The following is a 12,435-nucleotide window of genomic DNA, read 5'->3' as shown; positions in this document are numbered from 1 at the left end:
TTGAGCGGGTGTCGTGCGGTGTCGTGTGGCGCGGGCGGGAGCGCGGGCGCGAGACTCAGCCTAGGGGCGCGACGCGCCGTCCTGTTGGACGCCGTCCACCAAAGAAACGTGGCCTCCCTATCCGACATGGACAACGCCGTGGGCGGGGCGACGGCGGCGAGGAGCGGGCCGCGGTCGGCGGGAGCCCCGGTAGACTGGAGGTTCGGCCTCTCGGCCGGCCCACCCACCCCCTCTTTCCACCTCAGAAGAACGGACGTCCGCTGTGCTCGCCGTGCACGATCTCGAGATCCGCGTGGGCGCGCGCACCCTCATGTCGGACGTGTCCTTCCGTGTCTCCGACGGCGACAAGATCGGTCTCGTCGGCCGGAACGGTGCCGGCAAGACGACGCTGACGAAGGTCCTCGCCGGCGACCTCATCCCCGCCGACGGCAAGGTCGAGCGCTCCGGCGAACTCGGCTACCTCCCGCAGGACCCGCGGTCGGGCGACCCCGAGATGCTCGCCCGCACCCGCATCCTCGACGCTCGGGGCCTCGGCAGTCTCGCGCTGCAGATGCACGAGGCGTCGCTCGAGATGGGGGATGCCGACGAGAAGGTCGCCGCCAAGGCGATGCGCCGCTACGGAAACCTCATGGAGCGCTTCGAGGCCCTGGGCGGTTACGCGGCGGAGGCCGAAGCGGCATCCATCGCCCACAACCTGTCGCTGCCCGACCGCATTCTCGACCAGCCGCTGAAGACCCTCTCCGGTGGTCAGCGGCGGCGTATCGAGCTCGCACGGATCCTCTTCTCCGACGCGCAGACGATGATCCTCGACGAGCCCACGAACCACCTCGATGCGGACAGCGTCGTGTGGCTTCGTGAGTTCCTCAAGAACTACAAGGGCGGGCTCATCGTCATCAGCCACGACGTCGAACTCGTGGGCGAGACCGTCAACCGCGTCTTCTACCTCGACGCCATGCGTCAGGTCATCGACGTCTACAACATGAACTGGAAGAACTACCTGCGCCAGCGGGTGGCCGATGAGGAGCGCCGCAAGAAGGAGCGCGTCAACATCGAGAAGAAGGCGACCCAGCTGCAGCTGCAGGCCGCCCGATTCGGGGCGAAGGCGTCGAAGGCGGCCGCCGCGCACCAGATGGTCGCGCGCGCCGAGAAGATGCTCTCCGGCCTCGAAGAGGTGCGCCAGGAAGACCGCGTCGCGAAGCTCCGGTTCCCGAAGCCCGCGCCGTGCGGCAAGACGCCGCTCATGGCGAAGAACCTCTCGAAGTCCTACGGATCGCTCGAGATCTTCACCGACGTCGACCTCGCGATCGACCGCGGTTCGAAGGTCGTCGTCCTCGGCCTCAACGGGGCCGGCAAGACGACGCTCCTCCGCATTCTCGCAGGGGTCGACGAGCCGGACACAGGTGTCCTCGAACCCGGCCACGGTCTCAAGATCGGCTACTACGCGCAGGAGCACGAGAACCTCGACGTGAACCGCTCGGTGCTCGAGAACATGATGTCCGCCGCGCCCGACATCACGGCGACCGAGGCGCGGAAGGTGCTCGGCTCGTTCCTGTTCACCGGTGACGACGTGCTGAAGCCCGCGGGCGTCCTCTCCGGTGGGGAGAAGACCCGACTCTCGCTCGCGACCCTCGTCGTCTCGAGCGCCAACATGCTGCTCCTCGACGAGCCGACCAACAACCTCGACCCCGCCTCGCGCGAGGAGATCCTCGGTGCGCTCGCGCACTATGAGGGCGCCGTCGTGCTCGTCTCGCACGACTCGGGCGCCGTCCAGGCGCTGAACCCCGAGCGGGTGCTGATCCTGCCCGACGGCGTCGAGGACATCTGGGGTCGCGACTACGTCGACCTGATTGAGTTGGCGTGACGCGGTCGGGCGAGTAGGCGTGACGCGGTCGGGTTCGACGATCCGCGCGGTGTGCTGGGACTGGAACGGCACGCTCCTCGATGACGTCGAGCGCTGCATGCGCATCATGAACGACACGCTCGCCGCTTTCGACCGCGCCCCCTTGGCATCCACCTCGCACTACCGGAGCATCTTCCGGTTTCCGCTGAGCGATTTCTACGCGGATGCCGGCATCCCCAGCGACCTGTATCGCGATGCCGCCTGGCTGGATGCCTCGGGTTACGCGCCGGGTGAAGTGCTGATGATCGGCGACACGGCGCACGACCGCGAGTTCGCCGCCGACCTCGGCGCGCGCTTCGTCCACTTCACCCAGGGGGCACCAGGTGGTGGACGACGCCGGGGTCACCGGCATCCATGAGCTCTCGGAGCTCGTCGGTATCGTCACCGGGCAGTGACTTCGCGGCCGGTGCGCCGCGCGCGCATCACGGAGCCAGGAGATGTCACCGAGGCAGGACGCGGGAGCGCTCACGCGTCCTGTGGCCATGAGATCCCCTGCGTCGCTGACGCGGCGTGCGGGCACGGGCTCGCGGCGAGGGGGCTCAGCGCGACGAGTCGAGGAGCGCGTCCTCTTCCTCCATGTCACGGTCGCGGCGGCGGGCGCCCGACCGGCGGGTGCGGCGCGGCGCGGCGCGGGATGCCTCGGCATCCGCGCCGATGGGCGATGACGCGTCGGCCTCCGCCGGCTCGCTCTCCGCACCGGCGGCGGTCGGGGGCTCGTCGCCCCCGCGGGCCCCGGCCGCCTCGAGGGCGGCGTCCTCGGCATCCTCACGGCGATGGCGCAGCTCGGTGCGGATCATGTACCAGATGAAGACGAAGCCCATGACCGCGAAGAGGATCCACTGGATCGCGTAGGACAGATGCGGGCCCGGGTCTTCCGAGGGGGACTCGAGCGCGTGCGGACGGGTCTCGGGCGCGGGGTCCTCGGAGGCCATCAGGCCGTACGCGCTCGTGATGAGGTTCTCGAGCCCCGTCTCCTCCGCGACGAGCGGAAGGTTGATCGTCGGCACCTGTCCTTCGGGAGCCGACTGATTCGTGTTGCGCAGCTGCTCGCCCGGCATGAGGCGGGCGATGAGCGTCACCTCGCCGGCGGGCGGTGCCGGGATGTGGTCGGGGTCGGGCTGGTCGTCGCCCGGCGGCACCCAGCCGCGGTCGATGAGGAACACGTCGCCCTCGGTCGTCTCGAAGGGGACGAGCACCTCGAATGCCGCCGTCCCGCCGTGCGCCCGGTTGCGCGCGAGCACGGTGTCCTCCGCGAGGTAAGTACCGGTGAGCGTCACGGGCTGCCACTGGTCGCTCCGGTCGAACGATCCGTCCGCCCCCAGAGCATCGCGAAGCGCCACGGGATCGCTGTCGTAGTTCGCGGCGATGAGGGTGAGCTGACGCTCGCGCTCCTCGTTGCGGCTGAACTGCCAGTGCGACAGGTACGCGCACGCGATCGCGAAGACGACCGCGATGGCGACGTATCCGGTCCAGCGCAGAGCGGTGCGGTTCACGATGCCGCCTCCGCGCGCTCGACGCTCGGAGCCGGCATCGGCTCCACCGCCACCGGGAAGTCCCGCGCGGCCAGGTAGTCGCGCAGGTAGCCCACGTGCGCGTCGCACGCGGCCCAGATCTTGCGGCGGTCGGCCGTGTGGATGCGCGGGTTCCGCCATACCACCTGCCAGCGTGCGTCGTCTCGGCATCCTGCGCGGGAGCACATCGCGGCGCTCACGCGTCGTCACCCGTCGATGGCGAGGTCGATGCCGGGGGCGGTGTCTGCGCGGAGCGGGGGGATGCCGCAGAGCGGGGGGATGTCGCAGGCCGGGGCGACTCCTGAATACGGATGACGCCGCTTTGCCCGGCACCGTTCACGATGCCGTTCGCGGCGGCGGCGGGCGCCGGCGCGGGTGCGGGGCCGGCGGTGAGCGCCCGCTCAGGTGCGATGGCGTTCTCGGCGCTACCGCTCGCGACGTTCGCCACGACGACTGCGACGTACGGCAGGAAGATCGCCCCGATCGCGAAGAGCCACGTGTACCAGCTGTAGGGCTGGATGAAGAGCATCAGCATGAAGCAGGCCACGCGGACGACCATCATGATGAGGTACTTGCCCATGCGGCTGTTCGCGTCGTCACGGGGTGCGCGCGGAAGGGAGGTCGCCGACTGGGTGGAGGAGTTTCTCACGGTCCGACAAGCCTACGCCGCGCCGGGCGCGACTGCGGCGGGGCAACCCGTGCCGGGCGGAGGGCTCAGGCGCCGTAACTCGAGCCCGATGACGCGGCGATGCCGATGAAGAACAGCAGCAGGAGGCCGATGAACACCCACAGTGCGACCCCGGCCCACCCCACGATGACGCCGGCGAGCGCCATGCCGCGGCCGCCCTCGCCCGTGCGCTTGATCTGACCGAGCGAGATGTGCCCCATGATCGCGCCCGCGAGCGACCCGACGAAGGGCAGCACGCCGATGATGCCGAGGATGGAGGCGATGAGCGACGCGATCGACAGCCCGTTGGTCTTCTGTGCCGGCGCGTGCGCGCCGTAACCGTAGGCGGGCGCTGCCGCGTAATTCGGGGCGCCGTAGGCGGGTGCTGCCGCGGGGCTGCCGGGAGCCGCACCGTAGGGCCCGGTCGGCGCTGAGCCGTACGGCGCGGCGGCGGGAGGAGGAGTGGGTGCGCCGTAGGCGGGGGCGGCGCCATACGGAGAAGCTGCGGGCGGCGGCGTGACAGGAGCGGCAGCACCGGGGGCCGGATACACGGGCGGCACCGGCGGGACATTCGTTGCGCCGTCGCCGTAGGGCGGGGTGTCGTTCGTGTCGGTCATGGTGGCTCCTTTCGCCGGTGCGCCCAGCCTAGCGCGACGACAGGCGCCGCTAGGCTGGTCCGGGTCCTCGCGCGAATGGAGCAGCATGTCCACTGACAGAGTCGTCCTCGTCACCGGCGGAAACCGCGGCATCGGTCGCGCGATCGCCGAGCGGTTCGTCGCAGCCGGCTACAAGACGGCCGTCACCGCGCGCTCGGGCGAAGGCCCCGAGGGCACCCTCACGGTGCGCGCCGACGTGACCGACGCCGCATCGCTGGATGCCGCCTTCACCGAGGTCGAGAAGACGCTCGGCGCCGTCGAGATCGTCGTCGCGAACGCCGGAATCACCAAGGACACGCTGCTGCTGCGGATGACGGAGGACGACTTCGACTCGGTCGTCTCGACGAACCTCGGGGGCACGTTCCGCGTCGTCAAGCGCGCCTCGAAGGGAATGCTCCGCGCCAAGTGGGGCCGCGTCATCCTCATCTCCAGCGTCGTGGGCCTCTACGGCTCGGCCGGGCAGATCAACTACTCGTCGTCGAAGGCGGCGCTCGTCGGGTTCGCCCGCTCGCTCACCCGCGAGCTGGGCGGGCGCGGCATCACGGCCAACGTCGTCGCGCCGGGCTTCATCGAGACCGACATGACCGCCGACCTGCCCGAAGACACCCAGGCCGAGTACAAACGCAACATTCCGGCGGGGCGCTTCGCGACCCCCGACGAGGTCGCAGGCGTCGTGACCTGGCTCGCGTCGGATGACGCCGCCTACATCTCAGGCGCCGTGATCCCCGTCGATGGCGGCCTCGGCATGGGGCACTGACACCCCGTCGGATCAGCGCTCGACCGCGGCGACGATCGCCTCACCAAGCCTCTGAGGCTGCGAGAACTGCGGCCAGTGGCCGGTGCCCAGCCGCACGACCTCGGTGTTGGCGATCGCGTCGAACTCGTCGGCGTACGGACCCCATTGCGCGAGGAACGCGCGGAACGCCGCGTCGTCGAGCCCGCCCGACAGGACGGTCACCGGGACGTCGCGGCGACGCTCGTCGCCGAGTGCGATCGCGTCGGTCGGCACCTTCGCCGGAACGCTGAGGGCGCGTGGCGCGGTCGCGGCGCGCGTCGGCTGGTCGAGGTCGGCGACGTCGTCGGCGTCGAAGAAGTCCCAGCCGGGGAACGGGATGACACCGTCGATCTCCTCGAACTCGGAGATCATCCCGCCCTCGAACGGGACGGCGGTGTCGACGAGGATCACGCGCGCCACGCGGTCAGGGCGCGCGCCGGCGGCCGCCCACGCGACGTTGCCGCCGCCGGAGTGCCCGACGACCACGACATCGCCGTCGGCCTCGTCGATGCGGCGGACCACGGCATCCACCCAGTCGGCGATGCGGATGTCGGAACTGGCGGATGCCGGTTCGCCGACCCCCGGCATCGTCAGCGGTACGGGGGTGAGCCCCGCGTCGCGGAGCGTGGGCAGCACGTCGTCCCACGAGGAGGCGTCGAGCCAGAGGCCGGGGATGAGGATGATGTCCATGCCTGGCACGCTACGCGGCGGGTCGGACATCGGGGAGGGGGTGCGGTGTTTCGACTCGCTGCGCTCGCTCAGCGGTCGCGACGCGGACGTCAGGGGAGCAGGGGGATCAGTTCGCGGAGGTCGACCGGACCCACCACGAGGTCGGCGCGCGCGCGGACGGCGGGCTTCGCGTTGAACGCGATTCCGAGACCCGCCTGCGCCATCATGAGGAGGTCGTTCGCGCCGTCGCCGACGGTGATCGTGCGACGGAGGGGAACGCCGAACTCCGCCGCCCACGCGCCGAGCGCGGTCGCCTTGCCGGCGGCATCCACGATCTCTCCCTCGACCGTCCCGGCGAGGGCGTCTCCCACGACCGTCAGTCGGTTCGCGCGCCAACGGTCGAGCCCGAGGGCCGGCGCGACCGCGTCGAGGATCTCGTGGAACCCTCCCGACACGACGGCGGCGACACCCCCGCGCTCATGGATCGCGGTGATCAGCTCCACCGCACCCGGGGTCGGCTCGACGCGCGCGAGGACCCGCTCGAACGCCGCCACCGGCACGCCCGCGAGCGCCTCCACGCGCGAGCGCAGGCTCGTGGCGAAGTCGACCTCGCCGCGCATCGCGGCTTCTGTCGCCGCGGCGACCTCCGGTCCGCGCCCCGCTTCGGCGGCGATGAGCTCGATGACCTCGTTGCGGAGGAGGGTCGAATCGGCGTCGAAAACCACGAGGAAGCGGGCGTCAGGCACCCGACCAACCTACCCGCCCGTGCCTACCGGTCCGTGCCTACCGATCCGTGCGTGTTCACCGCGCGACGCGCGTGTTCTTCCCGACGACCGTGATGCCGCTGTCGGTGACTGTGAAGCCGCGCGCGACGTCGAGGGCGCGGTCGACGCCGACCGTCGCGCCCGCTTCGAGCACGACGTTCTTGTCGAGGATCGCGCGGTGGACGCGCGCGCCGGCGCCGACGTCGACGTGGTCGAACAGCACCGAGTCGGTGATGGTCGATCCGCCCGCCGAGAGGGTCCAGGGGCCCACGACGGAGCGCTCGAGGTGCGTGCCCGACAGCACCGAGCCGAGGGAGACGATCGAATCGATCGCGTTCCCCATGCGCCCGACGCTGTCGCGGACGAACTTCGCCGGCGGCGAGTTGATCGCCTGCGAGTGGATCGGCCAGTCGACGTTGTAGAGGTTGAAGATCGGCAGCGTCGAGATGAGATCCATGTGGGCGTCGAAGAACGAGTCCAGCGTTCCCACGTCGCGCCAGTAGTCGCGGTCGCGATCGGTCGACCCCGGCACGTCGTTGCGCTTGAAGTCGTACACGACGGCATCCCCGCGTCCGACGAAGTAGGGGATGATGTCGCCACCCATGTCGTGGTCGGAGGTCGGGAGCTCGCCGTCGGCCTCGACCGCCTCGATCAGCGCGTCGGCGTCGAAGATGTAGTTGCCCATCGAGGCGAGCACCTCTCCCGGGCTGTCGGGGAGACCTTCCGGATCCTGCGGCTTCTCGAGGAAGTCGCGGATCGTGATTCCGTCGGCGGGGTCGACGTCGATGACGCCGAACTGGTTCGCCTGCGAGATCGGCTGTCGGATGCCGGCGACACTCGCCTTCGCGCCGGATTCGATGTGCGCCGCGAGCATCTGACGGAAGTCCATGCGGTAGACGTGGTCGGCGCCGATGACGACGACGATGTCGGGATTCTCGTCCTGAATGAGGTTGAGCGACTGCAGGATCGCGTCGGCGGAGCCCGAGAACCACCGCTTGCCGAGGCGCTGCTGCGCGGGCACGGACGCGACGTAGGAGTCGAGGAGGGCGGACATCCGCCAGGTCTGCGAGATGTGCCGGTCGAGGCTGTGCGACTTGTACTGCGTCAGCACGACGATCTGGCGCAGCCCCGAGTTGATCAGGTTGGAGATGGCGAAGTCGATCAGCCGGTACTGCCCCCCGAAGGGCACGGCCGGTTTCGCCCTGTCCTCCGTCAGAGGCATGAGGCGCTTGCCCTCGCCGCCGGCGAGGATGATTCCGAAGACCTTCGGCGCTGCAGGCATGTGCCCACACTATGCCCCCCGTCTGCGCTTGTACTACCGTTCGAGGCATGCGCGTCGACATCGTCACGAAGGAATATCCACCGGAGATCTACGGAGGCGCAGGCGTCCACGTGACCGAGCTCGTCCGGGCGTTGCGGCGGAGCATCGAGGTGCAGGTGCGCGCCTTCGGCGCGCCTCGCGATGAGGTCGACACGACCGCGTATCCCGTGCCGGTGGAGCTCGACACGGCGAACCCCGCCGTTCAGACGCTCGGTGTTGACTTGGAGATCGTCGGGGACGTCGCCGGGGCCGACGTCGTCCACTCGCACACCTGGTATGCGAACTTCGCCGGCCACCTGGCGTCGCTCCTCCACGGCATCCCGCACATCGTCACCGCGCACTCCCTCGAGCCGCTCCGCCCGTGGAAGGCCGAGCAGCTGGGCGGCGGGTACGCGGTGTCGAGCTACATCGAGAAGACGGCGTATGAGGGTGCCGCGGCCGTCGTCGCGGTGAGCAACGGCATGCGTCGCGACATCCTCCGCAGCTACCCCGGCCTCGACCCCGAGAAGGTCCGGGTCATCTACAACGGCATCGATGTGGATGCCTGGCACCCGCAGAGCGACCCGGAGCTTCTGGAGCGTTACGGCATCGACCCCGAGCGGCCGTCGGTCGTTTTCGTCGGGCGCATCACGCGCCAGAAGGGCCTGCCGTATTTCCTCCGCGCTGCGGCTCTCCTGCCCCAGGACGTCCAGGTCGTCCTCTGCGCCGGGGCCCCCGACACGCCCCAGATCATGGCGGAGGTCGAGGGACTCGTCCGCGACCTCCAGGCGCAGCGGTCGGGCGTCGTCTGGATCGACGAATTCCTGCAACGCGACCAGCTGTGCGCGATCCTCACCGCCGCGACGACGTTCGTCTGCCCGAGCATCTACGAGCCTCTCGGCATCGTGAACCTCGAGGCGATGGCGTGCGGTGCGGCGGTCGTCGGGACGGCGACCGGAGGCATCCCCGAGGTCGTCGTCGACGGGGTGACCGGCCGGCTCGTGCCGATCGACCAGGTGCAGGACGGCACCGGCACACCCACCGACCCCGACCGCTTCGTCGCCGATCTCGCGGCGACCCTCACCGAGGTCGTCACCGACCCCGAGCGCGCGCAGACGTACGGCGAGGCCGGGCGCGAGCGGGCCGCGACGGAGTTCAGCTGGCAGGCGGTCGCCGACGCCACGGAGGCGCTCTACCGCGAGGTGTCGCGATCCACTCGATAGGCTGAGTGCATGTCCCAGGCCCTCGATTTCACCGACGTCGTCGTCCGTCGCAACGCTCGCAACATCGTCGATCACGTGGACTGGAGCGTCGGCGACGATCAGCGCTGGGTGATCCTCGGCCCCAACGGTGCCGGCAAGACCACGATCCTGCAGCTTGCGGCGACGCTCCTGCACCCGACGTCGGGGACCGTGACCGTGCTCGGTGAGGAGCTGGGGCGGACGGATGTCTTCGAGCTGCGTCCTCGCATCGGGTTCGCCTCGTCGGCGATGGCCCGGCGCGTGCCGCCCGAGGAGACCGTGCTCGATGTCGTGCTGACCGCGGCGTTCTCCGTCCTCGGCCGCTGGAACGAGGAGTACGAGCAGATCGACGAGCGTCGCGCGCGGCGCGTGCTCGCCGAGTGGAAGCTCGACCACCTCGCCGACCGGGCCTTCGGCACGCTGTCGGACGGGGAGCAGAAGCGCGTGCAGATCGCGCGCGCCGTCATGACCGACCCCGAGCTGCTGCTGCTCGACGAGCCGAGCGCGAGCCTGGACCTCGGCGCGCGTGAGGAGCTGCTCGGGCTGCTCAGCGGATACGCACAGGCGCCGACGACGCCGGCGATGGTGATGGTGACGCACCACGTCGAGGAGATCCCCGTCGGGTTCACGCACGTCCTGCTGCTGCGCGAGGGCGCCGTCGTCGCGGCGGGGCCGCTCGAGGAGACGCTCACCGCAGAGAACCTGTCGGAGACGTTCGGAATGCCGATCGCGCTCACCGCCGACGACGGCCGGTTCGCCGCGCGCGCCACGGCCTGATAGAATCGCTCTTTGGTGCACTCGGCCACCCGAGTCCCACGCACCGCAGACTTCCCTCGCCCTGGCAAAATCCAGGGCACCACGTAAGGAATCCCATGAAGACTGACATCCACCCCGAGTACCAGGCTGTCGTGTTCCGCGACCTCGGTTCCGGCGACACCTTCCTCACCCGTTCGACGGTCACGAGCGACAAGACGATCGAGCTGGACGGCGTGACCTACCCGGTCATCGACGTCGAGATCTCGTCCTCGTCGCACCCGTTCTACACGGGCAAGCAGCGCATCATGGACTCGGCCGGTCGCGTCGAGAAGTTCAACCAGCGCTTCAAGAACTTCGGCTCGAAGTAATCTTCGCGTCCCCGAAAGCCCCGCTTCGGCGGGGCTTTTGTCGTTTCCGGGTGAGCGTTTCCCGGTGAGGCGGAGGGGCGAGATGCATGCAGGTGCCGAGTTCTGTCGCCATGACGCCGGCATACCGACAAATCCCGGCACGCGGGTGTCGGCACGCGCGAGTCGACGCGACGCGGCGTGAGGCGCTCGGCGCTGTGCGGTCGTATGCGCGTGGCATGCTGAACGCGTGACGTCACCCGCCGACCGAGCGATCGCCGACGACGAGCTCGCCGCGCTGCGCGCCCGTGCGTACGGGCGCTCGCCAGACGGCGCCTTGACGGATGCCGAGGCTGCGCGCCTCAGCGAACTGGAGCAGCGTGAGCGCAGGGCCTCTCCGCTGGGCGCGGGCTCCCCGCACTCCGAGTCCGAGGCGTCGGAGGAGCCGGTCGCAGACGGCATCCCCTCGTCCACCCGGGGCGACGACGGAGCGGAGGCCGACGCCGAGCCCCGTCGCGCCTCGGCGAGGTGGGGTCGGCGGCTCGTGTGGATCGCCGCCGGCGTGGTCGTCGTCGTGATCGCGGCGATCGGCGCCTACGCCGCGGGGGTCGCCTCAGCGGGTCCGCGCAGCACTGCGCCGTTCGTCGACGACTCGGTGACCGCTCAGACGGTGGCGGAGGCGCGAGCGCGCGTTGAGAAGCAGAACACGTGGGACGCCGGCGGGGTCTCTCTCCTCGCCGCGGTCGAGGGCATGACCGTGTGGTGGGGCACCCAGCAGGGCGGAGAGGTGACTTGCATCTCGAGCGACGGCTTCGGTACGGCATCCCTCGCATGCGACGACACGGCGGTCGCGAAGTCCGAGGGACTCCAGCTGATGTGGGGGTTCACGCAGATGCACGTCGATGACGGCGGTGGGGCGGGAACCGAGAGCGAGATCACGGTGACCGTCCACGCGCGTCCCTACTCGGGCTCCGTCGTCGTCACGCGCGAGGTCACGGCTCGCTGACCACTCCGCGGCGATCCGCCGGAGCCGACGGCTTCAGCGGATCGGCCAGCTGCCGTCGAGCTTCTCTTCGGGGTCGATCCTGCCGACGCGGATGAAGTACTCGGTAAGGCTCTCGGCCTGTGCCCGGGCCCAGCCGATCTGCTGCGTGTGGAGCTCGCCGACGGGACCGGTGAGCTCGAAGCGGCGTGCGAGTGCCTGAGCCACCCGCCCCGCGGCGATCGCGTCCGCGGCGGCGTCGTGGGCGCCCACGAGCGGCACGGCGTAGTGGGCCGCCACGACCTCGAGGGTCCGCTTGCCCTTGCGGTAGCGGTCGTGGGCCTTGTCGAGCACGAGCGGATCGATGACCGGCGACGGATCGTCGATGGGTGCGACGCCATGGCGGAGCGCCTCGTACTTGAGCAGCGAGAAATCGTACGGGGCATTGTAGGCGACGACCGGGATGCCTGCGGCGAACAGGGCCCTCAGCTCCGCCACGACCTCGGCGATGACCTCCGCAGCAGGCCGCCCGTGGGTGCGAGCGTGCTCCGTCGTGATGCCGTGGACCGCGGTCGCGCCCGCGGGGATCTCGACGCCCGGGTCGGCGAGCCACGACCGCGACATGCGCGCCGAGCCGTCGGGTCCGAGAAGTCCCACGTGCGCCGTGACGACGCGATCGGTCGTGACGTCGACGCCGGTCGTCTCGAGGTCGAAGACGCCGACGGCATCCGCCCACGACGGGGGAGCGGCTGACGACGTGCTCGGCTCCGCCGCGGAGGGGGCGAGGGGTTCGTCCTCCCACAGCGGGAGCGGCTGCCAGTGGTCCATGCCACCGACGGTATGCGCACCGTCCGACATCGCCGCCCCGCC

General features: G+C 70.2%; 15 protein-coding genes. 7 read left to right on the top strand and 8 right to left on the bottom strand.

The window, feature by feature from the left end; all coding sequences use genetic code 11:
* Nucleotides 1-262: 262 nt before the first annotated feature.
* Together AC3ENQ_RS12480 and AC3ENQ_RS12475 are read left to right on the top strand one after the other, a co-directional pair.
* Nucleotides 263-1,861: an ABC-F family ATP-binding cassette domain-containing protein gene (locus tag AC3ENQ_RS12480; protein WP_431805060.1), complete on the top strand. Its 1,599-nt coding sequence runs from the start codon at nucleotides 263-265 to the stop codon at nucleotides 1,859-1,861.
* A gap of 19 nt (nucleotides 1,862-1,880) precedes the next feature.
* Complete coding sequence (locus AC3ENQ_RS12475) at nucleotides 1,881-2,258, top strand: HAD family hydrolase (RefSeq protein ID WP_431805058.1); 378 nt, start codon at nucleotides 1,881-1,883, stop codon at nucleotides 2,256-2,258.
* Between the two features lie 181 nt (nucleotides 2,259-2,439).
* On the opposite strand, the gene AC3ENQ_RS12470 is transcribed toward AC3ENQ_RS12475, so the two are convergent.
* The 4 genes from AC3ENQ_RS12470 to AC3ENQ_RS12455 all read right to left on the bottom strand — a co-directional run bounded on the left by AC3ENQ_RS12470 (nucleotide 2,440) and on the right by AC3ENQ_RS12455 (nucleotide 4,695).
* The gene (locus AC3ENQ_RS12470) at nucleotides 2,440-3,393 is read right to left on the bottom strand and encodes an SURF1 family cytochrome oxidase biogenesis protein (RefSeq protein ID WP_431805056.1); all 954 of its coding nucleotides are present in this window, start codon (nucleotides 3,391-3,393) and stop codon (nucleotides 2,440-2,442) included.
* The gene (locus tag AC3ENQ_RS12465; protein WP_431805113.1) at nucleotides 3,390-3,599 is read right to left on the bottom strand and encodes a hypothetical protein; all 210 of its coding nucleotides are present in this window, start codon (nucleotides 3,597-3,599) and stop codon (nucleotides 3,390-3,392) included. The genes AC3ENQ_RS12470 and AC3ENQ_RS12465 overlap by 4 nt, the downstream gene beginning before the upstream one ends.
* Nucleotides 3,600-3,607: 8 nt before the next feature.
* Entirely contained in the window at nucleotides 3,608-4,060 is a 453-nt protein-coding gene (locus AC3ENQ_RS12460) for a DUF3099 domain-containing protein (RefSeq protein WP_431805054.1), read from the bottom strand.
* 65 nt (nucleotides 4,061-4,125) lie between these two features.
* Entirely contained in the window at nucleotides 4,126-4,695 is a 570-nt protein-coding gene (locus AC3ENQ_RS12455) for a DUF4190 domain-containing protein (RefSeq protein WP_431805052.1), read from the bottom strand.
* Nucleotides 4,696-4,780: 85 nt separating this feature from the next.
* On the opposite strand from AC3ENQ_RS12455, the gene AC3ENQ_RS12450 reads away from it, so the two are divergent.
* Nucleotides 4,781-5,491 (top strand): beta-ketoacyl-ACP reductase, encoded by a 711-nt coding sequence (locus tag AC3ENQ_RS12450; RefSeq protein ID WP_431805050.1) that lies wholly within the window; start codon nucleotides 4,781-4,783, stop codon nucleotides 5,489-5,491.
* A gap of 12 nt (nucleotides 5,492-5,503) precedes the next feature.
* Here the strand turns inward: AC3ENQ_RS12450 and AC3ENQ_RS12445 are convergent, their stop codons facing one another.
* The 3 genes from AC3ENQ_RS12445 to glgC all read right to left on the bottom strand — a co-directional run bounded on the left by AC3ENQ_RS12445 (nucleotide 5,504) and on the right by glgC (nucleotide 8,224).
* Nucleotides 5,504-6,199: an alpha/beta fold hydrolase gene (locus AC3ENQ_RS12445; protein WP_431805048.1), complete on the bottom strand. Its 696-nt coding sequence runs from the start codon at nucleotides 6,197-6,199 to the stop codon at nucleotides 5,504-5,506.
* Nucleotides 6,200-6,288: 89 nt separating this feature from the next.
* Nucleotides 6,289-6,924: a phosphoserine phosphatase SerB gene (gene serB, locus AC3ENQ_RS12440; protein ID WP_431805046.1), complete on the bottom strand. Its 636-nt coding sequence runs from the start codon at nucleotides 6,922-6,924 to the stop codon at nucleotides 6,289-6,291.
* Nucleotides 6,925-6,979: 55 nt separating this feature from the next.
* Entirely contained in the window at nucleotides 6,980-8,224 is a 1,245-nt protein-coding gene (glgC, locus tag AC3ENQ_RS12435; RefSeq protein ID WP_431805044.1) for a glucose-1-phosphate adenylyltransferase, read from the bottom strand.
* Between the two features lie 47 nt (nucleotides 8,225-8,271).
* On the opposite strand from glgC, the gene glgA reads away from it, so the two are divergent.
* The 4 genes from glgA (at nucleotide 8,272) to AC3ENQ_RS12415 (ending at nucleotide 11,589) form a co-directional block, all read left to right on the top strand.
* The gene (gene glgA, locus AC3ENQ_RS12430; protein ID WP_431805042.1) at nucleotides 8,272-9,465 is read left to right on the top strand and encodes a glycogen synthase; all 1,194 of its coding nucleotides are present in this window, start codon (nucleotides 8,272-8,274) and stop codon (nucleotides 9,463-9,465) included.
* Between the two features lie 9 nt (nucleotides 9,466-9,474).
* A complete protein-coding gene (locus tag AC3ENQ_RS12425; RefSeq protein WP_431805040.1) occupies nucleotides 9,475-10,260 on the top strand; it encodes an ABC transporter ATP-binding protein in 786 nt (261 codons plus the stop codon).
* Nucleotides 10,261-10,355: 95 nt separating this feature from the next.
* Entirely contained in the window at nucleotides 10,356-10,607 is a 252-nt protein-coding gene (locus AC3ENQ_RS12420; RefSeq protein ID WP_431805038.1) for a type B 50S ribosomal protein L31, read from the top strand.
* 226 nt (nucleotides 10,608-10,833) lie between these two features.
* Nucleotides 10,834-11,589, top strand: coding sequence for a hypothetical protein (locus tag AC3ENQ_RS12415; protein ID WP_431805036.1), 756 nt, complete (start codon nucleotides 10,834-10,836; stop codon nucleotides 11,587-11,589).
* A gap of 33 nt (nucleotides 11,590-11,622) precedes the next feature.
* On the opposite strand, the gene AC3ENQ_RS12410 is transcribed toward AC3ENQ_RS12415, so the two are convergent.
* A complete protein-coding gene (locus AC3ENQ_RS12410; RefSeq protein WP_431805034.1) occupies nucleotides 11,623-12,393 on the bottom strand; it encodes an exonuclease domain-containing protein in 771 nt (256 codons plus the stop codon).
* Between the last annotated feature and the right edge of the window lie 42 nt (nucleotides 12,394-12,435).

Source organism: Microbacterium sp. bgisy203 (genome assembly GCF_057706945.1).
The sequence above is the reverse complement of the archived record's forward strand: the minus strand, read 5'-3'. Positions and strand labels throughout refer to the sequence as shown.

What these genes read in the sequence shown, in the direction of transcription:
- glgA (WP_431805042.1), top strand. Translation starts at nt 8,272, where the DNA reads ATGCGCGTCGACATCGTCACGAAGGAATATCCACCGGAGATCTACGGA.
- glgC (WP_431805044.1), bottom strand. Translation starts at nt 8,224, where the DNA reads ATGCCTGCAGCGCCGAAGGTCTTCGGAATCATCCTCGCCGGCGGCGAG.
- AC3ENQ_RS12450 (WP_431805050.1), top strand. Translation starts at nt 4,781, where the DNA reads ATGTCCACTGACAGAGTCGTCCTCGTCACCGGCGGAAACCGCGGCATC.
- AC3ENQ_RS12410 (WP_431805034.1), bottom strand. Translation starts at nt 12,393, where the DNA reads ATGGACCACTGGCAGCCGCTCCCGCTGTGGGAGGACGAACCCCTCGCC.
- AC3ENQ_RS12425 (WP_431805040.1), top strand. Translation starts at nt 9,475, where the DNA reads ATGTCCCAGGCCCTCGATTTCACCGACGTCGTCGTCCGTCGCAACGCT.
- AC3ENQ_RS12445 (WP_431805048.1), bottom strand. Translation starts at nt 6,199, where the DNA reads ATGGACATCATCCTCATCCCCGGCCTCTGGCTCGACGCCTCCTCGTGG.
- AC3ENQ_RS12420 (WP_431805038.1), top strand. Translation starts at nt 10,356, where the DNA reads ATGAAGACTGACATCCACCCCGAGTACCAGGCTGTCGTGTTCCGCGAC.
- AC3ENQ_RS12455 (WP_431805052.1), bottom strand. Translation starts at nt 4,695, where the DNA reads ATGACCGACACGAACGACACCCCGCCCTACGGCGACGGCGCAACGAAT.
- AC3ENQ_RS12465 (WP_431805113.1), bottom strand. Translation starts at nt 3,599, where the DNA reads ATGTGCTCCCGCGCAGGATGCCGAGACGACGCACGCTGGCAGGTGGTA.